The sequence below is a fragment of the Mycolicibacterium moriokaense genome, from assembly GCF_010726085.1.
Taxonomy (GTDB): domain Bacteria; phylum Actinomycetota; class Actinomycetes; order Mycobacteriales; family Mycobacteriaceae; genus Mycobacterium; species Mycobacterium moriokaense.
The window spans coordinates 3,574,351-3,598,695 of the sequence record NZ_AP022560.1 but is presented as its reverse complement, the minus strand read 5'-3'; the positions used below and the strand labels follow the sequence as shown (position 1 = coordinate 3,598,695).

The 24,345-nt window shown below is 67.0% G+C and carries 24 protein-coding genes and 1 pseudogene; 18 read left to right on the top strand and 7 right to left on the bottom strand.

From position 1 onward, the window contains the following. Positions 1-69: 69 nt before the first annotated feature. From G6N43_RS17590 to G6N43_RS17580, 3 genes are all read left to right on the top strand, one after another. Positions 70-450, top strand: coding sequence for a PPOX class F420-dependent oxidoreductase (locus G6N43_RS17590; RefSeq protein ID WP_083151286.1), 381 nt, complete (start codon positions 70-72; stop codon positions 448-450). Continuing rightward, positions 450-833, top strand: coding sequence for a PPOX class F420-dependent oxidoreductase (locus G6N43_RS17585; RefSeq protein WP_083151289.1), 384 nt, complete (start codon positions 450-452; stop codon positions 831-833). The genes G6N43_RS17590 and G6N43_RS17585 overlap by 1 nt, the downstream gene beginning before the upstream one ends. Positions 834-901: 68 nt before the next feature. Beyond that, on the top strand, positions 902-1,285 hold the full coding sequence (locus tag G6N43_RS17580; protein WP_083151291.1) for a PPOX class F420-dependent oxidoreductase: 384 nt from the start codon (positions 902-904) through the stop codon (positions 1,283-1,285). Between the two features lie 66 nt (positions 1,286-1,351). Here G6N43_RS17580 and G6N43_RS17575 read toward each other — a convergent pair whose 3' ends face one another. Further along, entirely contained in the window at positions 1,352-2,041 is a 690-nt protein-coding gene (locus G6N43_RS17575; RefSeq protein ID WP_083151522.1) for a dienelactone hydrolase family protein, read from the bottom strand. A 48-nt stretch (positions 2,042-2,089) separates the two neighbouring features. Here G6N43_RS17575 and G6N43_RS17570 point away from each other — a divergent pair, with 48 nt between their 5' ends. From G6N43_RS17570 to lnt, 3 genes and pseudogenes are all read left to right on the top strand, one after another. Further along, positions 2,090-2,557: an FxsA family protein gene (locus tag G6N43_RS17570; protein WP_083151293.1), complete on the top strand. Its 468-nt coding sequence runs from the start codon at positions 2,090-2,092 to the stop codon at positions 2,555-2,557. Continuing rightward, positions 2,558-4,144: an amidohydrolase gene (locus G6N43_RS17565; protein WP_083151295.1), complete on the top strand. Its 1,587-nt coding sequence runs from the start codon at positions 2,558-2,560 to the stop codon at positions 4,142-4,144. Next, a pseudogene (gene lnt / locus G6N43_RS17560) lies at positions 4,137-6,601 on the top strand (apolipoprotein N-acyltransferase). The gene G6N43_RS17565 and the pseudogene lnt overlap by 8 nt, the downstream one beginning before the upstream one ends. Positions 6,602-6,613: 12 nt before the next feature. On the opposite strand, the gene G6N43_RS17550 reads toward lnt, so the two are convergent. Continuing rightward, on the bottom strand, positions 6,614-6,949 hold the full coding sequence (locus tag G6N43_RS17550; protein ID WP_083151302.1) for an RNA polymerase-binding protein RbpA: 336 nt from the start codon (positions 6,947-6,949) through the stop codon (positions 6,614-6,616). 121 nt (positions 6,950-7,070) lie between these two features. On the opposite strand from G6N43_RS17550, the gene G6N43_RS17545 reads away from it, so the two are divergent. The 7 genes from G6N43_RS17545 (at position 7,071) to G6N43_RS17515 (ending at position 13,344) form a co-directional block, all read left to right on the top strand. Then, a complete protein-coding gene (locus G6N43_RS17545) occupies positions 7,071-7,400 on the top strand; it encodes a hypothetical protein (RefSeq protein WP_083151305.1) in 330 nt (109 codons plus the stop codon). A 70-nt stretch (positions 7,401-7,470) separates the two neighbouring features. Beyond that, positions 7,471-8,739, top strand: a complete 1,269-nt coding sequence (locus G6N43_RS17540; protein ID WP_083151308.1) for an alpha/beta hydrolase — start codon at positions 7,471-7,473, stop codon at positions 8,737-8,739. 81 nt (positions 8,740-8,820) lie between these two features. Beyond that, a complete protein-coding gene (locus tag G6N43_RS17535; protein WP_083151311.1) occupies positions 8,821-9,519 on the top strand; it encodes a hypothetical protein in 699 nt (232 codons plus the stop codon). Positions 9,520-9,732: 213 nt separating this feature from the next. Next, positions 9,733-10,461 (top strand): ABC transporter permease, encoded by a 729-nt coding sequence (locus tag G6N43_RS17530; protein ID WP_407664916.1) that lies wholly within the window; start codon positions 9,733-9,735, stop codon positions 10,459-10,461. Then, positions 10,458-11,180, top strand: coding sequence for an ABC transporter ATP-binding protein (locus tag G6N43_RS17525; protein WP_083151313.1), 723 nt, complete (start codon positions 10,458-10,460; stop codon positions 11,178-11,180). Before G6N43_RS17530 ends, G6N43_RS17525 begins: the two co-directional genes overlap by 4 nt. Before the next feature lie 20 nt (positions 11,181-11,200). Beyond that, entirely contained in the window at positions 11,201-12,214 is a 1,014-nt protein-coding gene (locus G6N43_RS17520) for an ABC transporter substrate-binding protein (protein ID WP_083151316.1), read from the top strand. Positions 12,215-12,225: 11 nt separating this feature from the next. Beyond that, on the top strand, positions 12,226-13,344 hold the full coding sequence (locus G6N43_RS17515; RefSeq protein ID WP_083151319.1) for an LLM class flavin-dependent oxidoreductase: 1,119 nt from the start codon (positions 12,226-12,228) through the stop codon (positions 13,342-13,344). Positions 13,345-13,374: 30 nt separating this feature from the next. Here the strand turns inward: G6N43_RS17515 and G6N43_RS17510 are convergent, their stop codons facing one another. Continuing rightward, entirely contained in the window at positions 13,375-14,052 is a 678-nt protein-coding gene (locus G6N43_RS17510; protein ID WP_083151321.1) for a hypothetical protein, read from the bottom strand. 75 nt (positions 14,053-14,127) lie between these two features. Here G6N43_RS17510 and G6N43_RS17505 point away from each other — a divergent pair, with 75 nt between their 5' ends. Genes G6N43_RS17505 through G6N43_RS17495 form a run of 3 tightly spaced genes read left to right on the top strand, consistent with a single transcriptional unit; the run spans position 14,128 to position 19,597 of the window. Continuing rightward, the gene (locus G6N43_RS17505) at positions 14,128-15,636 is read left to right on the top strand and encodes a carboxylesterase/lipase family protein (protein WP_083151324.1); all 1,509 of its coding nucleotides are present in this window, start codon (positions 14,128-14,130) and stop codon (positions 15,634-15,636) included. Positions 15,637-15,696: 60 nt separating this feature from the next. Continuing rightward, a complete protein-coding gene (locus G6N43_RS17500; protein ID WP_083151326.1) occupies positions 15,697-17,646 on the top strand; it encodes a primary-amine oxidase in 1,950 nt (649 codons plus the stop codon). Beyond that, positions 17,633-19,597 (top strand): DUF7064 domain-containing protein, encoded by a 1,965-nt coding sequence (locus G6N43_RS17495; RefSeq protein WP_083151329.1) that lies wholly within the window; start codon positions 17,633-17,635, stop codon positions 19,595-19,597. The genes G6N43_RS17500 and G6N43_RS17495 overlap by 14 nt, the downstream gene beginning before the upstream one ends. Positions 19,598-19,654: 57 nt before the next feature. Here G6N43_RS17495 and G6N43_RS17490 read toward each other — a convergent pair whose 3' ends face one another. The 3 genes from G6N43_RS17490 to G6N43_RS17480 all read right to left on the bottom strand — a co-directional run bounded on the left by G6N43_RS17490 (position 19,655) and on the right by G6N43_RS17480 (position 21,672). Beyond that, a complete protein-coding gene (locus tag G6N43_RS17490) occupies positions 19,655-19,981 on the bottom strand; it encodes a YnfA family protein (protein ID WP_083151332.1) in 327 nt (108 codons plus the stop codon). Between the two features lie 79 nt (positions 19,982-20,060). Next, a complete protein-coding gene (locus G6N43_RS17485; protein ID WP_083151346.1) occupies positions 20,061-20,945 on the bottom strand; it encodes an SCO6745 family protein in 885 nt (294 codons plus the stop codon). 19 nt (positions 20,946-20,964) lie between these two features. Further along, complete coding sequence (locus tag G6N43_RS17480) at positions 20,965-21,672, bottom strand: FadR/GntR family transcriptional regulator (RefSeq protein ID WP_083151348.1); 708 nt, start codon at positions 21,670-21,672, stop codon at positions 20,965-20,967. 123 nt (positions 21,673-21,795) lie between these two features. Between G6N43_RS17480 and G6N43_RS17475 the strand changes: the two genes are divergently transcribed. Then, positions 21,796-22,326: a gluconokinase gene (locus G6N43_RS17475; protein ID WP_083151351.1), complete on the top strand. Its 531-nt coding sequence runs from the start codon at positions 21,796-21,798 to the stop codon at positions 22,324-22,326. Then, complete coding sequence (locus G6N43_RS17470) at positions 22,323-23,798, top strand: GntP family permease (RefSeq protein WP_083151354.1); 1,476 nt, start codon at positions 22,323-22,325, stop codon at positions 23,796-23,798. The genes G6N43_RS17475 and G6N43_RS17470 overlap by 4 nt, the downstream gene beginning before the upstream one ends. 12 nt (positions 23,799-23,810) lie before the next feature. Here G6N43_RS17470 and G6N43_RS17465 read toward each other — a convergent pair whose 3' ends face one another. Beyond that, on the bottom strand, positions 23,811-24,293 hold the full coding sequence (locus G6N43_RS17465) for an RDD family protein (RefSeq protein ID WP_083151356.1): 483 nt from the start codon (positions 24,291-24,293) through the stop codon (positions 23,811-23,813). Positions 24,294-24,345 lie beyond the last annotated feature (52 nt).

Here is a 24,345-nt window from a genome sequence, read left to right as displayed (position 1 = left end):
GCAGCGCGGTGATTCCGCCCAGAATTCAGCCCTGAGCGCATAGTCGATTCCAGCGGCTAGGTTTGGCGTATGCCCACGACCTTTGCCGACCTCGCGAAGTCGGAATACATCCTGCTGACCACCTTCACCAAGGACGGCCGACCCAAGCCCACCGCAGTGTGGGCCCCACCGGACGGCGACCGGCTGCTCGTCATCACCCAGGAGAAGTCGTGGAAGGTCAAGCGCATCCGCAACACTCCACGGGTGACCATCGCGGAGTGCGACCGCAGCGGCAACCCGAAGAGTGAGGCGATCGAGGCGGTGGCGACGATCCTGGACAAGTCGGCCAACGGCAGGACCTACGACGTGATCGCCAAGCGCTACGGCCTGATGGGCAAGACGTTCGGGTTCTTCTCGAGGCTGCGCGGTGGCATGAAGAACAACGTCACCATCGAAATCAAGGCCTCTTGATGGCTGCGCCGACGTTCGCGGAGATCGCCGCCGCCCGTTACATCCTGCTGACCACGTTCACCAAGGACGGTAAGCCCAAGCCGACGGCGATCTGGGCGGCGCCCGACGGCGATCGCCTGCTGGTCATGACCGAGGAAGACTCGTGGAAGGTCAAACGCATCCGCAATACTCCACGGGTCACCCTGGCCATCTGCGATGTCCGCGGCAACCCGAAGAGCGAGAGCATCGAGGCGACCGCACGGGTACTCGACAAGTCCGAGGCGCCCGCGGTGATAGACGCTGTGAAAAGGCGCTACGGCCTGCTCGGCCGGCTGTTCATCCTTTACATGAAGGTCCGCGGCCTGGACAAGAAGAGCGTCGGCCTCGAGCTGAAACCTGCCTAACCGGTTTTTGCGGTCTCTGCGACGGGTATCTCACGCTCAATCATTTGTGCATCGAGAGAACTGGATCCATGGCAGACACCTTCGAAGACGTGGCGCGCTCCAAGTACCTACTGCTGACGACGTTCACCAAGGACGGCAGACCGAAACCGACGACCGTATGGGGTGTGCTGCACAGCGGCAAGCTGCTGATCTCCACCGACGACGGGTCGTGGAAGACCAAGCGCATCAACAACACACCGCGCGTGACCATTCAGCGGTCCACCGCACTGGGAAAGCCGAAGGGCGAGCCGGTCGAGGCGCTGGCCCGAAACCTGCCGAAGTCCGAGAACCGCCGCGTCTTCGACATGGTCACCAGGAAGTACTGGTGGCACGCGTGGTGGTGGATCCCGCAGGCCCTCATCCGCGGGGGCATCGACAAGGTGCACAGCGCAGTCGAGGTCAGCCCGGCCTGATTCGCGGCGAGGATCAGATTCGCTGCGCGCCAAGCCCATCGATCGTTACACCGAGTCTGCTTCCCTTCACAAATGTTTATCGAAGAACGCGAAGACTCGCGCGTAGGCGTCCTCGGTCGCCGCATCGTCATATCCGAAACCGGTGATGCGCAGGAAGGCCTGACCAGGCAGCTTGTTGGCGAAGCTGTGGCCGACATCCGGGTAGACCTTGATATCGGCCGGTATGCCTTTCTCCACGACGACCTTGCGCAGCTTCGCAGGCGCACCCACGCCGATCGGATCACGGCGACCGAAGCTGGCCACGATCGGGCAGGCGCCGTCCAGCGTCTCGCTCAGATGCCGGGGCAGGGGAGTGCCGTAGAACGATGCCGACGCACCAAACCCCTTGGGCGACATGACAAGAGCGAATTGACCGCCCATGCAGAATCCGACGATGCCGACCGAGCCGGTGCACTCCGGCATGGCCAGCACATGATCGCGCGCCGCGAGGATGTCATCGAGCGCGCGACCGCGTTGGGTGAGCAAATCCCGAAAGACTCTGCTGATGCAGCGGGCGCGACCCCCGCGGGCATACATATTCGGAGTGATCGCGATGTACCCCGCCGCGGCGATCCGCGCCGACGTGGCCGCGTTGTCGGGGCCGTATCCGATGGCGTCGTGCACCACCACGACTCCCGGCCACGGCCCCTGACCTTCGGGCAGATCCAGCAGTGCGTCGATTCGGCCGTCCGGGGTTTCGATCTCGATAGTGGGCACGTCGTCAATGTACGGAACCCATCGGCGGCTTCGCTCGTTCTGCATTACATGGCGATGCGGCTGTTCCTCCTCTATACGGTCATCGAGCTCGCGGTCATCGTGGCGCTGGCCTCGGCGATCGGCTTCAGCTGGACCGTATTGCTGCTGCTCGGCACCTTCATGCTCGGCATCGCCTTGGCCGGCTCGCAGGTCAAGCGGCATATCCGGCGCCTGCGCTCGGGCGTTGACATGGAGTCGGTGCAGGGTGCGGCGGCCGACAGCGTGCTCGTTGCGCTGGGCACGGTACTGGTCGTCATCCCGGGGCTGGCCAGCTCGGTCCTCGGCGCCCTGCTCCTGCTGCCGCCGACCCGTGCGGTGGGCCGTCCGCTGGTGAAGGCCATGGCCGCGCGCCGCATGGCGCTTATCACGGTCGCGGGTCCTGTCGGTTACAGCGCCGCGCGTGGTGACTACATTGACGGCGAGGTCATCGACGTAACGGACGTCGAGCCTCCTGCCGTGGAGCGCAAACCCGACTAAGTGACCATCCTCCTGTTGAACGGCCGGGTACACAGCCCGGCGATGCCCGACGCGTCCGCTATGGCCGTGCGCGACGGTGCCGTCGCATGGCTGGGCAGCGATGACGTCGGTCGAGTGCAGTTCCCTGACGCGCAGATCGTCGACCTCGAGGGCGCCTTCGTCGCCCCGGCGTTCGTCGACAGCCACATCCACCTCACCGCGACCGGGCTGACGGTGGCCGGCCTGGACCTGCGGCCCGCCACCTCGCTGCGGCACTGCCTGCAACTTCTCGCCGACTTCGTCGCGGCCAATCCCGACGGCACGGTGTGGGGCCACGGCTGGGACGAATCGGGCTGGCCGGAACGAACCGCGCCGACCACCGCCGATCTCGACGGCGTCGCCGGCGAACGACCCGTCTACCTGGCCCGAGTCGATGTCCACTCGGCGGCCGCATCGACCGCGCTGCGCCGGCTCGCACCCGGCCTGGCCGATGCACACGGTTTCTCGGCTGAGCAGCCGTTGACCAGCGACGCCCACCACCTCGTGCGCGCGGCGGCCCGCGACGGCCTGACAGCTCAACAGCGCCGACAAGCCCAGGTGGCCGCGCTCGACGCCGCCGCCGCCCTCGGCATCGTCGCAGTGCACGAATGCGCCGGACCCGAGATCGGCGGACTGGCCGACTGGAACGAGGTGCAGGCCGTCGGACACGGCGTCGAGGTCGTCGGCTACTGGGGTGAACCGGTGAACACCGCCGACCAGGCGCGAGAGTTGGTCGCGCGCACCGGCGCCCGCGGGTTGGCCGGTGACCTGTTCGTCGACGGCGCGCTCGGGTCACGCACCGCCTGGCTGCACCGGCCCTACGCCGACGCGCCGGACTGCTGCGGCAACACGTATCTCGATGCCGACGCGATCGCGGCGCATCTGCGGGCATGCACCGAGGCGCAGATCACCGCGGGGTTCCACGTGATCGGCGACGCGGCGGTCAGCGCCGTGGTCGACGCGTTGGGGCGCGTCGTCGAGGAGTTCGGCGCCCCGGCCGTGGCCCGTTGCGGACACCGTCTCGAGCACCTCGAAATGGTGACCGAAGAGCAGGCGCACAACCTCGGCGCCTGGGGTGTGCTCGCCAGCATGCAGCCCAGTTTCGACGCGCTGTGGGGCGGAACCGAGGGGATGTACGCCCAGCGCCTCGGGCCCGAACGGGCCGGCTCGTTGAACCCGTTTGCGCTGCTAGCATCCCAAGGCGTGCCACTCGCGTTCGGCTCGGACAGCCCCGTCACCAGCATGAATCCCTGGGCCATGGTAAAGGCAGCGACACAGCACCAGACTCCGGGCAGCGCACTGTCCGCGCGCGCCGCGTTCGCGGCGGCCACCCGCGGCGCCTGGCGGGCGGCCGGCGTACGCGACGGCGTCACCGGCACCCTGGTTACCGGCGCCCCGGCGAGCTACGCCGTGTGGGAGGCCGACGAGTTCGAGGTCAGTGCCCCAGCCGACGCTGTGCAGCGCTGGTCTACCGATGCGCGCTCCCGGGTGCCCGCGCTTCCTCGACTCGACGACGAATTGCCACGCTGCCGCCAGACGGTGCACCGAGGTGTCGCGATTTATGGCTGACAACGAAGCCGCCGAGGCCAACGACACAGACACCGAAGAGCCGCCGGTAGCGCCCGCCGCGCCGTCGCGCGCAAAGCGGTTCGGCCGGGCGGTGGTCGACCGGCTACCGCAGTTGAGCGTCGCGATCGTCGCGGGTCTCGGGCTGTGCCTGAGCTTCCCGCCGTTCGGATGGTGGTACCTCGCGTTCATCGCGTTCGCACTACTCGCCTGGGTGCTTACCCGCGAATCCACCACTGTCGCAGGCGGATTCGGGTACGGATTCCTTTTCGGGCTGGCGTTCTACCTGCCGCTGCTGCCCTGGATCAGTGGACTCGTCGGCGCGGTGCCGTGGATCGCTCTGTCGGCGCTGGAGGCGTTGTTCGTCGCGTTGTTCGGCGCGCTCGCGGTCACGGTCCGCCGGTTACCCGGATGGCCGTTGTGGTTCGCCGGGCTGTGGGCGGGCCAGGAGTGGCTGAAGTCGACGGTGCCGTTCGGCGGATTCCCCTGGGGCGGTGTGGCGTTCAGCCAGACCAACGGGCCGCTGCTGTCGATGGCGCAGGTGGGCGGCGCGCCGTTGCTGGCGTTCGCCGTCGTGGTGGTCGGATTCAGTTTGGCCGCAATCACTCTCGAGATCGTGAAGTGGTGGCAGTCCGACACCCGGCCGTCGGGACCGCCCGCGGTGGTGGTTCCGGGGGCCTGCATCACCGCCGTGCTGTTGCTCACCGCACTCACGTGGCCTCAGGTCCGGCACTCCGGGCTGGGCGTGAACGACGAACAGGCGATCACGGTGGCCGTCGTGCAGGGCAACGTGCCCAGACTCGGCCTGGAGTTCAACGCTCAGCGCCGCGCCGTGCTCGACAACCATGTCCGCGAGACGATGCGGCTGGCCGCGGATGTTCGCGCGGGGCGGGCACCGCAGCCGATGTTCGTCGTCTGGCCGGAGAACTCGGCGGACATCGACCCACTGGCCAACCCCGACGCGAAGGCCGAGATCTCGGCCGCGGCGGCGGCTATCGACGCCCCGATCCTGGTCGGAGCGGTGGTCGAGGCACCGGGCGCCACACCCGACAACCCGCTCTCGAACAACTCGGTGATCGTGTGGGACCCGGAGACCGGCCCGGCCGACCGCCATGACAAGCAGATCATCCAGCCGTTCGGCGAGTACCTGCCATGGCGCAGCTTCTTCAGCCACCTGTCGTCGTACGCCGACCGCGCCGGCTATTTCGTCCCCGGCAGCGGAAACGGCGTCGTGAATGCCGCAGGCGTGCCCGTGGGTGTCACCACCTGCTGGGAGGTGATCTTCGACCGTGCTCCCCGCGAGGCCGTGCGCGCCGGTGCGCAGCTGCTGACCGTCCCGACCAACAACGCGACGTTCAACGAGCCGATGAGCGAGCAGCAGCTCGCCTTCGCCCGACTGCGCGCCGTCGAACACGACAGATACGTCGTCGTAGCGGGAACCACCGGCATCAGCGCGGTCGTCGCCCCCGATGGACGTGAGCTTGCCCGCACCGCGTTCTTCGAACCGGCCTATCTGGACACCCAGGTGCGGCTGAAGACCCAGCTCACAGCCGCGACACGCTGGGCTCCGGTGGTCGAGGGCCTACTGGTGGCCCTCGGCGTTGGGGCTGTGTTCGCGGCGATGCTGCACAATGGGAGTTTCGTGCGCCGGCTAGGAACGGCGACGAAAAACAGAGGAGCGAAATGACGACGGGCCCGGGCCCGGGGGAACGCCCAAGCCAGCGCACGCTGGTCATCATCCCCACCTACAACGAGCGGGAGAACCTGCCGCTGATCGTTGGACGCGTCACCGAAGCGTGTCCCGACGTGCACATCCTGATCGTCGACGACGGCAGTCCCGACGGCACCGGCGAGCTGGCCAACGAGCTTGCGCTTGCCGACCCCGATCGGCTGCACGTCATGCACCGCGCCGGCAAGGGCGGTCTCGGCGCGGCATACCTGGCCGGCTTCGAGTGGGGCCTTGGGCGCGGCTACTCGGTCCTGGTCGAGATGGACGCCGACGGCAGCCATCCGCCCGAACAGCTGCACCGCCTGCTCGACGCCATCGACGGCGGCGCCGACCTGGTGATCGGCTCGCGCTACGTCAAGGGCGGCGAGGTCCGCAACTGGCCGCGGCGTCGCATGCTGCTGTCCCGGACCGCCAACGGCTATTCACGCGTCCTGCTCGGCGTCGACATCCACGACATCACCGCGGGATACCGGGCCTATCGGCGCGAGGTGCTGGAGAAGATCGACCTGTCGGCCGTCGACTCGAAGGGCTACTGCTTCCAGATCGACCTGACCTGGCGCACGATCAACGCCGGTTTCGTCGTCGTCGAGGTACCGATCACCTTCACCGAACGCGAGTTCGGTCAATCCAAGATGAGCGGATCCAATATCCGCGAAGCCCTGTTCAAGGTCGCAGAGTGGGGTCTGCGCGGGCGCCTGGATCGCGCCCGCGGCGTGGGAGTGACCCGCTAACAGCGGCGAACGTCAGCCGCGGCGGCGAGCCTTGATGATCTCGAGGCGCTCCTTGAGCAGTTCCTCGAGCTCCTCGATGGACCGGCGCTCCAGGAGCATGTCCCAGTGGGTGCGCGGCGGCTTCACCTTCTTGGGCTCCGGCGCGTCGCCCTCGATCAGCGTGCCCTCCATACCGTTGCGGCACAGCCAGGTGTGAGGGATCTCGGCGTCGTCGGCGAAGGGGACGTCGAACTCCTCGCCGTTGTCAGTGCGGTACCTGGCGACCTGACGCGGCGCCAGATCGTGGTTGCGGTCGGTCTCGTAGCTCACAGCCCCGAGGCGACTGCCCCTCAAGACGCGATCAGCCATGGTTTGCACTCCTCAATCAACAAGTCATCCGGAGAATCAACGCAGCGGCACGACACGCAGTTCCCGACTCGGCCCATCATGATACCGGGATTCCCACGTCGGCCGGTTTACAGTCGGGTCCGTGGTACGTCGGCTGCGTTCTCAACCCTGTCGCTGGTGTGGTCGTGAAGTCGCGGACGCCGGTTTGGGCAGACGCAGGCAGTACTGCAGGCAGTCGTGTCGGCAGCGGGCCTATGAACAGCGATCCCTCGTCAAGGGCACCTCGCTGGCTGCCGATGCCGTGGTCTTGACCGCCGACGAGGCCGCAGAACTTGCGGACCGCGTCTACCAGGTCAGATGTGCCGCCGAGGACGTCTCCACCGCAGTCGACGAAGGCGCGGACGCGGCGGAATTGCGCCAACTGTGCGACGCGCTGATGCGCGCGGCCAAAGCGGCCGACGGCTGGCGCTAGCTGCGGATATTCGAACTTTCGAACCTTCGGGGCGGGTCGCTCGTCGTTAGGACGACCTGCAAATCTCCCGATGGGAAACGCCGTGACGCTGTCCACGCCTGAGTCTTCAGCCGCTCTGCCCACCTCGCCTGGTATCTGGCGATTCGGGGACTTCGTACTCGACACCCACCGCTACGAGCTGCGCGGCGGTGGTGAGGTGATCCGTGTCGAGCCCCAGGTGTTCGACGTGCTGACCCAACTCGTCAGCAACGCCGACCGGTTCGTGTCGAAAGAGGAGCTGTTCGACTCCGTGTGGGGCGGACGCTTCGTCACCGAGGCCGCGCTCACGAGCCGCATCAAGGCAGTGCGTCGCGCACTCGGTGATGACGGCGAATCGCAGCGATTCATCAGAACCGTTCGCGGACGCGGTTATCAGTTCGTCGGCACCCTCATTGCCGACGCTCCCGGACCGGCAGCGCCGAAGATCGCGGACCGCGAGGAGCCCGAGGACGCACCGCCGCCGCGCCAGCACATCGCGTTCTGCAAGGCGGCCGACGGCGTCCGGCTGGCGTACGCCGTCGCGGGGGAGGGGCCGTCGTTGGTGCGGGCCGCGAATTGGATGACCCACCTCGGGTACGACATCAGGAGCCCCGTATGGAAGCACTGGGTGCGCGATCTGTCGCAGAAGCGCCGGTTCATCCGCTACGACGAGCGCGGCTGTGGTCTATCCGACTGGGATACAACGGATTTCACCTTCGACGACTGGGTGACCGATCTGGAGTCGGTGGTCGACTCGCTTGGCCTGGAACGCTTCCCGCTGCTGGGCGTGTCCCAGGGTGGGGCCGTCGCCGTGGCCTACGCGGCCCGTCATCCCGAGCGCGTCAGCCATCTGGTGCTGTGCGGTGCGTACGCGCAGGGACGCGCGGTGCGCGCCACGAGCGAGGACGAAAAGCGCGCCGCCGCGCTCGATCTCGAACTGGCCCGAGTCGGTTGGGGCCGTGACGACCCCACGTTCCGCCAGGTGTTCGCTGCGCAGTTCCTGCCGGACGGCAGCCGCTCCGACTGGGCGGCGTTCGACCGGTTGCAGCGGCGCACCACCTCGCCGGAGAACGCGGTGCGCTTCCTCGAGGAGTTCGGCCGCATCGATGTGCGCGAACTGGCGCGTGAAGTGTCCTGCCCGACGCTGATCATGCACTCGCGTGACGATCACCGGGTCCCACTGCGTTTCGGCGAGGAGCTGGCGGCGCTGATTCCGGATTCCCATCTCGTCGCGCTCTCGAGCAACAACCATCTGCTGACCGCATCCGAGCCGGCGTGGCAGGTGTTCCGTGCCGAGATCGACGCGTTTCTGGCTGTCTGAATCAACCGGCCGTCCGATATCTCCATGCAATCTCCATCCAATCTCCAAGTACCGCCGCAAACAGCCGTTCATGCTGGTCACATGAGAAAACTCACCCGCACACTGCTCGTGGGTATCAGCGCAATCGTCGCGCTAGGCACCCTGTCCGCCTGCTCGGGCGGCTCATCGAATCAAGCGACCTCCGCGTCGGAGTCGCCGACCACGACTGCGGCTACGCCCAGTGACGGTCCGCAGTCCGCGCGCTACATCGCCGATATGTCCGCCGCCGACGGCAAGACCATGACCATCGGGATCGCCGTCGAGGGCGACCAGGTTGCGGCCTACGCGTGCAACGGAACTGACGACGAAGCCTGGTTCTTCGGCAACCGGACCGACGGTGCGATCGACATCAAGTCCCGGTTCCGCGACACCCTGCAGGCGGAGTTCGACGGCGGCAACGTCGACGGCACACTCACGATGAATGGTCTCGCCTATCAGTTCTCAGCGAAGCCGGTGACCGGCGATGCGGGGATGTACACCGCCGATGTCGACGGTGTCCGGGCCTCCTGGGTGGTCCGGGAGGACGGCTCGGCGGTCGGCGTGCAGCTCAACGGTGCCGTCCTCGACGCCGTGGACGTGCAGCAGCTCAACGACGCGCAGTTCCGTGCCGAGGTGCGCAACAAGCGCCAACTTCAGCAGGCCCAGCAGATCACCCGGCTGTCCAACGGCAAGATGAGCTCGAAGATCAACGGCAAGGACGTGACGCCGACGCTGGTGACCGGCAGCTTCCGGCCCAACTGACACCTGAAAATCATTGCTGTTCAACGGCCCTGCCGGTGTGCTGGATCACATCGGCAGGGCCGATGTCTTTGCATCATCGAGAATCAAAACCTATTGCCCCGGCGCCCGTCTGCGTAGCGTCGACGCACCGTGACTAGTCCTGCCGAGCTGGCAGCGCCGATAGCGCCTGCCCGTACCTCCAATGCTGGGTGGCGGCAGCGCAAATGGGGACTGATCCGGCTGGCCTCACCCATCGTGCTCGTCGCTCTGTGGCAGTTGGGCAGCGCGCTGGGCCTCATCCCTCAGGATGTGCTGCCCGCCCCGTCGCTGATCGTCGAGGCCGGCATCGAGGTCTTGCAGAACGGGCAGCTGGCCGACGCGCTTCGGGTGTCGGGCATTCGAGTGGTCGAGGGCCTGCTGCTCGGCGGGATCCTTGGCGTTGCGCTCGGCACCGCCGTCGGCCTGTCCCGGTGGTTCGAGGCCACGGTCGACCCGCCCATGCAGATGGTGCGGGCGCTGCCGCACCTCGGTCTGATACCGCTCTTCATCCTGTGGTTCGGCATCGGCGAGCTACCCAAGGTGTTCCTCGTGGCGCTCGGCGTGAGCTTCCCGCTGTATCTGAATACCTTTTCGGCGATCCGCCAGGTCGATCCGAAGTTGTTCGAGACCGCTCAGGTGCTCGGGTTCTCGTTCTGGCAGCGGTTCCGCACCATCATCGTGCCCAGCGCCGCGCCGCAGGTTCTGGTGGGGCTGCGCCAGTCGCTGGCGATCGCATGGTTGACGCTGATCGTGGCCGAACAGATCAACGCCGACAAGGGAATCGGCTTCCTCATCAACAACGCACGCGACTTTCTGAGGATCGACATCATCATCTTCGGATTGATCGTGTACGCCCTGCTGGGCATCGGCACCGACGCCATCGTCCGCGAACTGGAACGACGAGCATTGAGGTACCGCACATGACACTGACGGCCGCACGCTCCACGGACGTCGCAGGCGAGCTCAAAGATGTGAACAAGTGGTACGGCGATCACCATGTGCTGGCGGACATCTCGGTGCGGATCGGCGGCGGTGAGATCGTCGCGCTGATCGGGCGCAGCGGGTCCGGCAAGTCGACGGTGCTGCGGGTACTGGCTGGGTTGTCGACCGACCACACCGGCCACCGCGCGGTGCAGGGTGCGCCCGCCATTGCCTTCCAGGAGCCACGGCTGTTCCCGTGGCGCGACGTGCGCACCAACGTCGTCTACGGGCTCACCCGCAATCGGCTGCCCAAGGCACAGGCGCAACAGCGCGCGGACCGGGCGCTGGCCGACGTCGGACTGGCCGACCGCGCGCAGGCATGGCCGCTGACGCTGTCCGGCGGTCAGGCCCAACGTGTTTCGCTGGCGCGGGCGTTGGTGGCCGAGCCGAAGCTGCTGCTGCTCGACGAGCCGTTCGGCGCGCTGGACGCGTTGACGCGGTTGAGCATGCGGTCGCTGCTGCTGGATCTGTGGCGTGAGCACGGCTTCGGCGTGCTGCTCGTGACTCACGACGTGGATGAAGCCGTCGCGCTCGCCGACCGGGTGCTGGTGCTCGAGGACGGCCGGATCACCCACACGCTGGAAATCGACGACCCCCGGCAGTCCACCAACGCCGAGCACTACCGCGCCGAGCTGCTCGATCAGCTCGGTGTGCAGATCTGACCTTCAACGAAGAGGAATTCATGCGAAAACTCGCTGCCGTAATTGCGCTGCTCACTCTGTTGCTCGCGGGATGCGTTTCCCGACAGAGCAGTTCGGGTCCTTCCGAAGCCCCTGAGACGGTGGCGCTCTCGGAGCTGTCCGGCCTGACGCTCAACGTCGGCGATCAGAAGGGTGGCACCGAATCGCTGCTGCGGGCAGCGGGCGCGCTGGACAACCTGCCGTACAAGGTCTCCTTCTCGACCTTCACCTCAGGGCCGCCGCAGGTCGAGGCGGCCACCGCGGGCAAGATCGACTTCGCGATCACCGGGAACACGCCGCCGATCTTCGGCGCCGCCTCCAACGCGAAGATCAAGGTTGTCTCGGCGTACGACGGCAGCGGCAGGGGAGACAAGGTGCTCGTCCACGCCGATTCCTCGATCCGCGCGGTGGAGGACCTGCGCGGTAAGAAGATCGCCGTCGGCAAGGGCAGCTCGGCGCACGGCAACGTGCTCGCGCAACTGCAGCGCGTCGGGTTGACGCCGTCGGACGTCGTTCTGGTCTTCCTGCAGCCGGCCGACGCGCTCGGGGCCTTCACGCAACGACAGGTCGACGCGTGGGCGATCTGGGACCCCTACACAGCCCAGACCGAAGCGGACATCCCGGTGCGCAGCATCGCCGAGGCTGCGGGTGTCACGAACGGTGCCGGTTTCGGCATCGCCTCCGATGCCGCACTGGCCGATCCGAAACGGAACACGGCGCTCAACGATCTGCTCGTGCGGTACGCCAAGGCGACGCGATGGGCGCAGGACAACCCCGAGCAGTGGGCGCATAGTTACGCCGACGCAGTGGGTCTGGATCTCGAGGTGGCCACCGCCGCGCAGGGGCGCAGCCTGCGGTTGCCAGTCGCGCTGTCCGACGACCTCATCGCATCGGAACAGAAACTCGCCGACCTGTTCGCGGAATCCGGCCAGATCGCCGACAAGCCGGAGTTCAAGAACTGGGTGGATACCCGGTACAGCGAATCGCTTGCGCCCCTTTACCTCAACCGCAATTAGGAGCACTCGAAGTGTCACAACAGCCGTCTTCGCCGTCGTCAACCGCAAAGTTCTTCTGGTTCCTGCCCACCAACGGTGACAGCCGATCCATCGTCGGCGCATCGCACGCATCGTCGCATCACATCGTGCCCACCAACTACCGCGCACCCTCACGCAGGTACCTCGCCGAGGTCGCGCGCGCCGCGGACCGCCTCGGGTACGAGGGTGTGCTGACCCCGACGGGCACGTGGTGCGAGGACGCGTGGTTGACGGCATCGGCTCTGCTCGCCGAGACCGAACGCCTGAAGTTCCTGGTCGCCTTCCGGCCCGGTCTGGTACCGCCGACGCTGGCCGCGCAGCAGACCGCGACGCTGCAGCGGTTCTCCGAGGGGCGGGTCCTGCTCAACATCGTCACCGGCGGCGACGACGTCGAACAGCGTCGGTTCGGTGACTGGCTGAGCCACGACGAGCGCTACGCGCGCACAGGCGAATTCCTGCACATCGTCAACAAGGTCTGGCACGAAGAGTCGTTCGACTTCGAGGGTAAGTACTACACCGTGAAGGACGCACGGGTCTCGGCGCCGCCGAATCCGTTGCCGCAGATCTACTTTGGTGGCTCGTCGGCGGCCGCTTTGCCGATCGCCGCCGAACATGTCGACGTCTACCTGACGTGGGGTGAGCCCCCGCAGGCCGCGGCGGCCAAGATCGAGCGGGTGCGCAAACTCGCCGAGGAACGCGGCCGCAAGGTGCGCTTCGGTATCCGATTGCACACGATCAGCCGCGACACCTCCGCTGCGGCGTGGGCGGTTGCCGACGAACTGCTCGCCGAGCTGAGCCCCGAACAGATCGCCAAACAGACCGAACTGCATGCCAAGTCGGAATCCGAAGGTCAGCGGCGCATGACCGCCCTGCACGGCGGCCGGGTGGACAAGCTGGAGATCTACCCCAACCTGTGGGCCGGTGTCGGACTGGTGCGTGGAGGCGCGGGCACTGCGCTGGTCGGCAGCCACGAGGAGGTCGCGAACCTGATCTACGAGTACCACTCGCTGGGCTTCGACGAGTTCATCCTCTCCGGCTACCCGCATCTGGAGGAGGCCTACTGGTTCGCCGAGGGCGTGCTGCCGCTGTTGAGGCAGAAGGGCGTCGCCTAAGTGACCTGAGGTCTTGCGCCGAACGTGCGCTCAGCAGCTGAACTTCTCGCCGGTCTGCGGTGGTGCCGTCACGGGTTCCAGACATCCGAAGGGTTCGATCCCGGCCTCGCTGTAGCGCACCGCGGTGTCGTGGGCGCGGTTGGCGCAAAACAGGCCGGCCTGATCGGCGCGGCACTGGTAGTCGCCGAAGCCCAGCGACCGCCCGTAGGGCAATTCGGGACCCTTGCCTGCGGTGAACGGTCCGGGGTCGCCGTGCACGGATCCCACAGTGACACTTGGCCCGTCATAGTCGACCCAGCCGCCCTTCCACTCGCCGTATGCGTCGTCCGGCCGCGGCGGCGGGTCGGCCAGGTCGACTAGGCACGCCAACGCTCCATCGCTGTAGCGGGAGTCGGTCATGCAGGTGGTCGTGCCCGAGGGCGTGACGAACGCGACGTCCTCGCCCAGGTCGGTGGCCACGCCGTCGCGGGTGGCGACGTGGAACTCCGCGGCGTCGGCCGTGTCGCCCGCCTCGATCCAGGCGATGACGTCGGCCATCGGCGCACCAGGCGCGGGCGGCTTGGCCGGAGCGGTGCTCGACGGGGTGGTGGCCGACGCAGACCTGCTGGTGTTGGGCGGTATCGGGGTGATCCGCTCGGCCTGGCTGTCGGTGGTGGAGGAACACCCGGCCACCAGCAACACGATCGCGATCAGCCCGGCCCTTCCCATAGCGGCCAGGCTAGCGGGCCGACGCGCCGATCCCGTCCAGGCGCGGCGGCGGGTGCCATTCGCTACCGTCGGGACATGCACAAACACACGGTCCGCGCGACGATCGCCTCCGGCACCGTTGAGGGCTTCACCCGTGATGGGGTGAACCGGTGGCGCGCAATTCCGTACGCCCGTCCGCCGGTGGGCCCGCTGCGACTGCGTGCGCCGCAGCCCGTCGAGCCGTGGCCAGGGGTGCGGTACTGCCACGGAATCGGCTACTGCGCGCCGCAGCGCCGCATGTACACGATCCTCGCGCCGGGCCGCTACCAGCCGATGAGCGAGGACTGCCTGACACTCAACGTCGTCACCCCCACGTCACCGCCGGACACCCCCATGCCGGTCATGGTGTTCATCCACGGCGGCGGCTACTTCATGGGAACTTCGGCGACGCCGATCTACGACGGTGCGTCGCTGGCGCGCCAAGGCTGCGTCTACGTGTCGGTGAACTATCGCCTCGGCGCGCTGGGATGTCTTGACCTGTCGTCGTTGTCCGACACCGAGCACACCTTCGACGATAACCTCTACCTGCGCGACCTGGTGATGGCGTTGCGTTGGGTGCGCGAGAACATCGCCGTCTTCGGTGGCGACCCGGACAACGTGACGATCTTCGGAGAGAGCGCCGGCGCCCATGCCGTGGCAACGCTGCTGGCCGTCCCCGCCGCCAAAGGTCTGTTCGCCCAGGCGATCTCCGAGAGCCCCGCCGCCGGGATGGTGCGCACGAAAGAGATCGCCGCGGAGTACGCCGTCAAGTTTGCCGAGCTGCTCGGTGCCGGCCCGGGAGAGCGGGCGGCCGCCGTGATGGCGGCCAGGCCGACGGAGTTGGTGACCGCGTTCGAACAGCTCATCGTCGCCGGCCAGCGCGACATGCTGGGCGCCTTCGCCGCAGGCCCCACCAGCGGCAGCGAGTATCTGCCCCTGGACCCGGTCGACGCGATGCGCGACGGCCACGCCCACCGGGTACCGCTCATCGTGGGCACCAACGCCGAGGAGGCTAGGCTGTTCGGCCGGTTCCTCAAGCTGCTGCCGATGACCGAGTCGACGATCGAGCGGCTGCTGTCGTTGGCGGAACCCGCTGAGCGGGAACGCATCACCTCCGCATACCCCGGCTATCCCGACCCCGCCGCGTGCATCCAGTTCGGCGGCGACTTCGCGTTCGGTTCGGCGGCGTGGCAGATCGCCGAGGCGCACAGCCGACACGCCCCGACCTACCTCTACCGCTATGACTACGCGCCGCGGACGTTGCGCTGGTCGGGTCTGGGCGCCACCCATGCGACGGAGTTGCTCGCGGTGTTCGATGTCTACCGAACAGCTTTCGGGAAGCTGCTCACCGCCGCAGCGGACCGCAGGACGGCCCTGCGGGTCAGCGACGACATCCAGTCACGCTGGCGTGCCTTCGCCAGGACGGGGGCACCCGGCGACGACTGGCCAGCCTACACGATCCCCGAGCGGGCGGTGCAGGTCTTCGACAGCCGACCGCGCATCGAATACGACCCGCACGCGCCGCGCCGGGAAGCGTGGGAAGGCTTCACCCTGGCCGGCCGCTGAATCCGTTGCGCTACCCCAAACCGCTGCGCGTCGTGGCGCATTTGTGATTGCGTAATTCCCGTGGTTTACCCTCTGGATCCGCTCAGCGGCGACGAGTTCACAGCCGTCGCGGCTCTCCTGCAGCGCGAGCACGGTGTCGGCGACGGTTGGCGGTACGCCTCCATCGAATTGATCGAGCCCAGCAAGGCCGAGTTGCGGGCGTTCGACGACGGGGGAGCGGCGCCGCCGCGCCGCGCGAAGGTGATCTGCTTCCAACGCTCGGCCAACGCGACGTACAAGAGCACGGTGTCGCTGACCGACGAGCGGGTCGAGTCGTTCGAGCACATTCCCGGGGTGCAGGCCAACTTCACCGTCGACGAGTTCGCCGAATGCGACCAGCTGCTGAGGTCGCATCCGGACGTCGCAGCGGCGTTGGCCAAGCGCGGTATCACCGATATCGACCTCGTTTTCTTCGACACCTGGACCTACGGCAACGCGGTCGCGCCGCCGGAGTACCGCGACCGCCGGATCGGCTGGTCCGACACCTGGGTGCGGGACGAGCCCGGCGGCAGTCCATACGCGAACCTCGTCAGCGGTCTGCACTGCGTCATCGACCTCAACGCCATGGAGCTGCTGCGCGTCGAGGACAGCGGTCCGTTCTCCGGCGACGGCCTCGAGAAGCCCAACGTGATGGGCGAGTACGTGCCGAGCGTTATCCCCGAGGCCATCCGGTCCGCATCGCGCCGGGAACCGCTCAAGCCGTTGCACATCGAGCAGCCCGAGGGCCCGTCGTTCACCCTCGACGGCAATCTGCTGCGGTGGCAGAACTGGTCGCTACGGGTCGGCTTCAATTACCGCGAGGGCATGACGCTGCACACCATCACCTACCGCGACGGTGACCGGGAACGCTCTGTGGCACACCGGATATCGCTCGCCGAGATGATCGTCCCGTACCGGGACTCGTCGGAGGACCACTACCGGCGCACCGCGTTCGACATCGGCGAGTGGGGCCTCGGATTCATGACCACGTCGCTGGAATTGGGCTGCGACTGCCTCGGCGAAATCCGCTACCTCGACGCGGTGCTGCACAACAGCAAGGGCGAGCCATACACGATCACCAACGCCATCTGCATCCACGAGGAAGACAACGCCGTCCTGTGGAAGCACGTGGACCACGCCATCGGTGCCGAGGTGCGCCGGATGCGCAGGCTCACGGTGTCGTCACACGTGACGGTCGCCAACTACGAGTACCTGATCTACTGGCGGTTCTACCAGGACGGCAACATCGAGTGCGAGATCCGGGCCACCGGGATCATGGTCACGACGCCGCTCGCGCCCGGTCAGCCGCACCCTAACGGCACCCTGGTCGACGAACGCACCTACGCGCCGTACCACCAGCACTTCCTGGTGGCCCGCCTCGACATGGACATCGACGGCACCGACAACACCGTCGTCATGACCGAGTCGCACGCCGAGCCCATGGGGCCGGAGAATCCCTACGGCCTCTCACTGGTGACGCGCAGCTTCCCGTTGCGCACCGAGAGCCAGGGCAAACAGGAGGTCAACTACGCGACCCAGCGCACCTGGAAGATCGTCAACCCCAACGTCGTCAACGGGCTCGGCACCCACCCGGCGTACAAGCTGGTGCCCAGCGGCGCGATACCGCCCATGTTCGATCCCGACTCCCCGGTGATCGAGCGGGCCAGCGTCATCGGCCATACTCTGTGGGTGACGCCGAATCATCCCGACGAACGTTGGCCTGCGGGCGAATTCGTCAACCAGTCCTCGCGGGACACCGGGCTCGCGAAGTGGACGCTGGCCAACCGTTCCATCGACAACACCGACGTCGTGATGTGGTACGTGTTCGGCATCCACCACATCACCCGGCCGGAGGACTGGCCGGTCATGCCCGTCGACATCGTGTCGTTCTGGCTCAAACCGTTCGGCTTCTTCGATCGCAACCCGGCCCTGGACGTCGCGGGAACGCCGCCCGACATGTGCCACACCACCTCGACCAGTGCGCACCACTGAGGTCTTGGAGCGGCCGTCGGATCTGACGGCCGATTGGTTGAGCGCAGCGCTCGGTTTCGCCGTCACGGGTTTCACGTTCGAGCGCATCGGCACCGGGCAGATGAGCGAGTGCTACCGCGTCGAGCTGACCCGCGACTCCGATGCCGACGGGCCGTCATCGGTCGTGCTGAAGGTGGCCGCGACCGATCCGGTGAGCAGGCAGACCGGGCTGGCGCTCGGACTCTACGAGCGCGAGGTGCGGTTCTACACCGACATCGCGCCGACCATCGGCGGCGGACCGGTCGCCGCGTGCTATTCGGCCGGCTTCGAGCCCGATACGGGCGCCTTCCACCTCCTGCTGGGCGACGCGCGGCCCGCGGTCGTCGGCGACGAACTGCGCGGCACGACAGTCGAACAGGCCACGCTGGCGTTGGCCGAGCTGGCGCGGCTGCATGCGCCCGCGTTCGGGGACGCGTCGATGGCGCAGGCGGACTGGCTCAACCGCGACGCGCCGGTGACCCAGGGGCTGATCGAGCAGCTGTACGCCGGGTTCATCGACCGGTACGCCGAGCAGATCGCGCCGGAGCATCGCGCGGTGTGCGAGCGTCTCGTCGGCAGTTTCGATGCCTATCTGGCGGCCGAGGGCGCCGACGACCGGATCATGGGCCTCGTCCACGGCGACTACCGGCTGGACAACATGCTCTTCGGTCAGGCGGGTGCGGACCGGCCGTTGACAGTGGTGGACTGGCAGACCGTCACTTGGGGACCGGCCATGACCGATGTGGCCTACTTCGTCGGATGCGCCCTGCCGAGTGAAGTGCGCCGACAGCACTACGGCGACCTGCTGCGGGCGTATCACGAGGCACTCGGTCCAGGGGTGGCGATCAGCCTCGACGACGTCCGCGAGGGGGTGCGACGGCAGAGCTTCTTCGGGGTGATGATGGCGATCGTTAGCTCGATGCTCGTGGAGCAGACCGAGCGCGGCGACCAGTTGTTCATGACGATGCTGTCGCGGCACGCCGATCACGTGCTCGAAACTGGAGCGCTGGATTTGCTACCGAAACCCGTTGTGGCTCAACCGCTTACCCCCGATCCCGCCGACGAGGAAGCCCACGCCGCGGGTACCGAGCCGCTGTGGAGCGAGAGCTGGTATTTCGACTTCGCGGATCCGCAGCAGGGCATCGGCGGATGGGTGCGGCTGGGTCTGATGCCCAACGAGAACACCACCTGGGTCAATGCGCTGCTGTGTGGCCCGGACATGCCGACCATCGCCCTGCTCGACTTTCACAACACCGGCGCGATCGCGCTGAACCTCGCCGCCACCGAACCGCTGAAGACGTACACGGTGACGGTGCGGGGTGCCGGCGAGGCGTTCGACGATCCGTCGGACCTGCTGCACGGAAACCCGGGCCGGCCGGTCGAAGCGACGATGGACCTGGTCTGGACGACCGTCGGTGTTCCGTACCAGTACCGGATCACGCCTCGATATGAGATGCCGTGCACGGTGTCGGGCACCGTGACCGTCGACGGTCGCGAGTATGCGGTGACCGGGGTGCCGGGCCAGCGCGATCACTCCTGGGGCGTGCGCGATTGGTGGTCCATGGACTGGGTGTGGAGCGCACTGCATCTCGACGACGGCACCCACCTGCACGGCGTGGACATCCGGTTACCCGGAGCGCCGCCGATCGGCATCGGCTATACGCAACGGGTAGGGGAGCCGCTTGTCGAACTGCAGGGTGTGACGGCGGTGGCGACGTTCGGCGACGACGATCTGCCGACCTCGACAACGATCACCTACAACCCCGGCGGGGTCGTCGCGACTATCGACATTCGCGGCCACGCACCGGTGCTGCTGACGGCGCCCGACGGGCGGATCAGCCACTTCCCGCGCGCATGGGCGACGGTCGCCACGGCCGACGGTCGCAGCGGCGTCGGCTGGGTGGAGTGGAATCGCAACACGCCCCACCCATAGCGATTTGTGTGCGTTTCGGCGCGCTCACCGCTCCTCGATGCACACAAATCGCCGGGGTCAGCGCGGCGCGTACATGATCAGGGCGACGCCGAGGAGTGCGACGACTGCGCCTGCAACGTCCCAGCGGTCGGGCCGGAAGCCGTCGGCGACCATGCCCCAGACCAGTGATCCGGCGATAAACACGCCGCCGTATGCGGCCAGCACCCTGCCGAAGTGGGGGTCGGGCTGAAACGCCGCGACGAATCCATACCCGCCGAGCGCGATGATGCCGGCACCGATCCACAGCAGCCCGCGATGTTCGCGTACGCCCTGCCAGACGAGCCACGCCCCGCCGATCTCCAGCAGCGCAGCCAGCACGAACAGGGCGACCGATTTCAGCACCATCACGGCCCCAAGCGTGCCCGATCAGGGGTGATTTCGGCGTGCTGGGTCACCCTCAGCGAGACTGAGCACGCCGAAACCACTACAAATGCGAGCTGTCGTCGTCCAGGTCGTCGCGACCCAGGCCCATCGGCGTGAACTGGGGAACATCGCCGGCGGCCACCACTTTCCGGGTGATCGGCGTCAAGCTGCGGAACAACGCCTCCACCTCGCCGTCGTCGAGCGCCTCCAGCCCGCCGAGGGCCAGCTCGTCGGTGGTGTCCTCGATGCGCTGTTTGAGTTCGCGTCCCGCCGCCGTGAGTTCGTCGTTGTCGTCGAGCAGCCCCCGCGCGACGAGTCGGTCGCGGTGGAGAGCCCATTGTTCGTCGTCGTAGTCGCGGCTGCGCATGATCATCTCCTTGGGCACCTTGCCCGCCGCCGCGTGCAGGACGTTGGACTCGCGGCCGGAGATCCCGAGCGACGCCAACACGGCCACATGCCCGTCGCCGCGCTGTTCGCGCAGCAATGTCGTCGCGTGCCACAGCTTGGCCACCGGTTCGTCGGGCCAGTTCAGCGCCAGGTTGGCCGCGAATAACGGGCGCCCATCCAGCGGAGCGCCACGCGCCGCCTTGGCCGCCAGCTCCGCGGCCGTCTCCACGTCATCGTCAGTGCCGACGCCGTAGCGGCGCAGCGCTTCCACCGCCGATTGTTCGCGGGCTCGCAGCGCATCGGCGGGGGAGACGATCTCCCACGCCGCAGGCAACGCCTTCGCGACCCGCTGGGCGGCGAAGTTGTAAAACGTCGCGGTGACGACTTCCGCAGGCACCACGCCGATCGGCGCCGACCGCGCCGCGAAGTAGCCCATCCAAAAGCCACGGAAGCCGAGCCCGTCGAGCGCGGCACGGGCCTCCGGCGCGAAATACGTCACCGCGTGCACCGGTTCGAGCCGATCGAAGAAGCGCCGTGCCAGAATTGGTTGCCTGCCCACAATCAACCTTTCCTCGAAACTACGAAAACTCTTCGCTCACAGCGGATGCCGCCTCGTCGATGATTGCACGCATCGCTCGCTCGGCGGCCGCTTCGTCACGCAACCTGATGGCGCGCGCAACCTCGTCGTGCAACTCGATGGCCGCCGGATTGGGGGTGGTGGGCATCATCCCGTGATGAGTGCGGCCGGTGAGCACTTCGGCCACCACGCCGTTGAGCGCACGGAACATCTCGTTGCCGCTGGCCTCGAGCATGGTCTGGTGGAACAGCTTGTCCGCCAACAGGTATGCCTCGAGATCACCGGACCGGCCGTGCACCACCATGTCCGAGACCGCCGCTGCCATGAGCCTGCACTGATGGGGATCGGCGCGCCGCGCCGCAAGCGCCGCCGCGGCGGGTTCGAATCCCCGGCGTAGCTCCGACAGCGACAGCAATTGCGCGGCGCGGTCGCCCGACTCGAGTCGCCAGCGAATCAACCTGGGGTCGAAGACGTTCCACTTGGTCGCGGGCTGGACCGTGACGCCCACCCGGCGCCGGGACTCGACCATGCCCATCGACTCCAGCACGCGCACGGCCTCGCGGACGACGCTGCGCGAGACCTTGTATTCGGCGCTGACTCCGTCGAGCGTGATGACCTGCCCCGCGGAGTAGTCCCCGGACACGATGGCCGCGCCCAGCGCCTCGAGCAAACTGCCGTGCAGTGCACCGACGTTTGAGTGTGACGCCACTCATACATCTTGTCATAGCTTTGCTGGCATTACTAAAACCATATGATTTAGAAATCTTCTTGCAATCATATGATTATTGAGGCATGCTGTGTGACGTCAAGCACAACCGGGTAGGTGGAGGGGATGGCGTCACCAATCGTCGCGATGGGCGTCTCAGGCTCAGGTAAATCGACCGTGGGAGCGGCGCTGGCGCAGCGTCTGCGCGTACCGTTCGCCGACGCCGACGACTTTCATCCACCCGCCAACATCGCCAAGATGACCGCCGGGGAACCGCTCAACGACGACGACCGGTATCCGTGGTTGGAAGCCATCGGGGAGTGGTTGGCCGAGCGGTGTCACACCGGCGGTGTGATGAGCTGCTCGGCGCTCAAGCGCAAGTACCGCGACCAGCTTCGCCGCCACTGCCACGATGTCGAGTTCCTCCATCTCAGTGGCACTCCCGACGTCATCGCCAAACGCCAGGCCAGCCGTCCCGGCCACTTCATGCCCGCATCCCTGCTCACTTCTCAGTTCGAGACGCTCGAGCCGCTGGGCGACGACGAGCGCGGCATCACAATCGATGTCGACCAGAGCATCGATTCCATCGTCGAAACCTACGTCGAAACCCAAGTAGCCCAAACCGGCGCGCGCCCAACCGAACAGGAGAACCGATGACCTCAGACATAGGGGCGGCGATCACCGTCCTGGCGGCCGAGCCCGAGTTGGCCGAACCTGTTGCCGCCGGTTGGCAGCTGATTGTCGCGGCGCTGGCGGGTATCGCGCTCATCGTCGTGCTGATCACCGTCGCCAAGCTGCACCCGTTTCTCGCGCTCATTTTCGGCGCGATCACGGTCGGGATCGTCGCACAGGGCTGGAACAATCTCGCCGACGTATTCGACTCGTTCAGCTCCGGATTCGGCACCACCGCTGCGGGGGTAGGCATTCTGATCGCGCTCGGCGCGATGTTCGCCAAGCTACTCGCAGACTCAGGGGGCGCCGACGAGATCGTCGACACCATCGTCGGACATGCCTCGCCGCGGGCATTGCCGTGGGCGATGGCACTGGTGGGCTCCATCATCGGGCTCCCGATGTTCTTCGAGATCGGTCTCGTGCTGCTGATGCCGGTCATCTACTTGGTCGCCAAGCGGTCGCAGCTGTCGCTGATCACCGTCGGAATCCCGGCCCTGGCCGGTCTTTCCGCGATGCACGGGCTGGTGCCGCCGCACCCGGGACCGCTGACCGCGATCGACCTGCTCGGTGCCGATCTGGGTATCACACTGGCAATGGGTGTAGCAGTGGCGATTCCGACCGTCATCGTGGCCGGACCACTGTTCGGGCGCCTGGCGGGCAAGTGGGTGGTCCTCGAGGTGCCGGACCGCTTCGACGCAGACGACTTCGCGCGCAACGGCGGCGGCGCGACGGCCGTGGCATCCGCCGAGGGCGATACGACGACCGCCACCCAGACGGTCACCCGACAACGGCCGAGTTTCGCCATCACCATGTTCTCGGTTCTGCTGCCTGTCGCACTGATGATGGGCAAGGCGCTCGCCGACATCTTCATCGCCGATGAGACCAACGTCGTGCGCCAGACCTTCGACCTCCTCGGCCGCCCGCTGGTAGCGCTTCTCATCGCCGTCGTCGTCGGCATCTTCACGCTGGGCCGCGGTGCGGCGATGACCCGCGATCAGATCGTCAAGTGCATCGAGTCGTCGCTTCCACCGGTGGCTGGCATCATCCTGATCGTCGCCGCGGGCGGTGGCTTCAAGCAGGTGCTGGTCGACACCGGCATCGGCACGATGCTCGCCGACTGGGCGAAAACGACCGGCGTCTCGACGATTCTGCTCGCCTGGATTCTCGCCGTATTGATCCGTCTCGCAACGGGTTCCGCGACCGTGGCGACCATCACCGCATCAGCATTGATGCTCGGGCTCGTCGAGGGTATGAGCAGCGGTCAGGTGTCCTTGATCGTGCTGGCGGTCGGCGCGGGATCCGTGTTCTTCTCCCACGTGAACGACGCCGGCTTCTGGCTGGTCAAGGAGTACTTCGGCATGAGCGTCGGCCAGACCATCAAGTCGTGGTCGCTCATGGAGACCGTGCTGTCGGTCGTCGGCCTGGTGTTGGTGCTGCTGCTCGGGATCTTCGTCTGACCCCGCGCCGCGTCAGCCCTTGACGACCTGCGTGCCGCCCGCGAGCTCGTCGTGCTTGCCCTGTTTGGTCGCGCTGCCGTTGATCGTCACCGCGATGACGACGATCGCGATGACACCGAGCAGGCCACCGATGAACGGGATGATCGGCAGCAGCGTCCATGAGTTACGGATCGCCGATTGCGCCGCAGTCGGCTTGGGTGCGCCACCGGGTCCGTGGACGCTGAGGCCCAGCAGCTTCTTGCCCGGAGTCGCACCGATGGAGGTCTCGAAGGCCACAAAGTACACGAAGGTGAGCAGACCGGTGAACAACCCGGTCACGAAGTAGTTCGACAAGGTGTCCGTGGCGAAGATCAGGGCATAACTGACGATCGCGACCAGAATGCCGTCGATGATCCTGGCAAGCCAGCGAATCAGCAGCCCGCCGGGCTGTTGACCGCCTGCGGTCGGGTAGGCGCCCTGCTCACCGTATTGGCCAGGCTGGGGATTGGTCGTCATCTGGACTCCTCGCGTCTACGCGGTCGGCGGATCCGACCGCGCGGATGGTGGA

What these genes read in the sequence shown, in the direction of transcription:
- G6N43_RS17590 (WP_083151286.1), top strand. Translation starts at nt 70, where the DNA reads ATGCCCACGACCTTTGCCGACCTCGCGAAGTCGGAATACATCCTGCTG.
- G6N43_RS17585 (WP_083151289.1), top strand. Translation starts at nt 450, where the DNA reads ATGGCTGCGCCGACGTTCGCGGAGATCGCCGCCGCCCGTTACATCCTG.
- G6N43_RS17580 (WP_083151291.1), top strand. Translation starts at nt 902, where the DNA reads ATGGCAGACACCTTCGAAGACGTGGCGCGCTCCAAGTACCTACTGCTG.
- G6N43_RS17570 (WP_083151293.1), top strand. Translation starts at nt 2,090, where the DNA reads ATGGCGATGCGGCTGTTCCTCCTCTATACGGTCATCGAGCTCGCGGTC.
- G6N43_RS17550 (WP_083151302.1), bottom strand. Translation starts at nt 6,949, where the DNA reads ATGGCTGATCGCGTCTTGAGGGGCAGTCGCCTCGGGGCTGTGAGCTAC.
- G6N43_RS17540 (WP_083151308.1), top strand. Translation starts at nt 7,471, where the DNA reads ATGGGAAACGCCGTGACGCTGTCCACGCCTGAGTCTTCAGCCGCTCTG.
- G6N43_RS17535 (WP_083151311.1), top strand. Translation starts at nt 8,821, where the DNA reads ATGAGAAAACTCACCCGCACACTGCTCGTGGGTATCAGCGCAATCGTC.
- G6N43_RS17525 (WP_083151313.1), top strand. Translation starts at nt 10,458, where the DNA reads ATGACACTGACGGCCGCACGCTCCACGGACGTCGCAGGCGAGCTCAAA.
- G6N43_RS17520 (WP_083151316.1), top strand. Translation starts at nt 11,201, where the DNA reads ATGCGAAAACTCGCTGCCGTAATTGCGCTGCTCACTCTGTTGCTCGCG.
- G6N43_RS17510 (WP_083151321.1), bottom strand. Translation starts at nt 14,052, where the DNA reads ATGGGAAGGGCCGGGCTGATCGCGATCGTGTTGCTGGTGGCCGGGTGT.
- G6N43_RS17505 (WP_083151324.1), top strand. Translation starts at nt 14,128, where the DNA reads ATGCACAAACACACGGTCCGCGCGACGATCGCCTCCGGCACCGTTGAG.
- G6N43_RS17490 (WP_083151332.1), bottom strand. Translation starts at nt 19,981, where the DNA reads ATGGTGCTGAAATCGGTCGCCCTGTTCGTGCTGGCTGCGCTGCTGGAG.
- G6N43_RS17475 (WP_083151351.1), top strand. Translation starts at nt 21,796, where the DNA reads ATGGCGTCACCAATCGTCGCGATGGGCGTCTCAGGCTCAGGTAAATCG.
- G6N43_RS17470 (WP_083151354.1), top strand. Translation starts at nt 22,323, where the DNA reads ATGACCTCAGACATAGGGGCGGCGATCACCGTCCTGGCGGCCGAGCCC.
- G6N43_RS17465 (WP_083151356.1), bottom strand. Translation starts at nt 24,293, where the DNA reads ATGACGACCAATCCCCAGCCTGGCCAATACGGTGAGCAGGGCGCCTAC.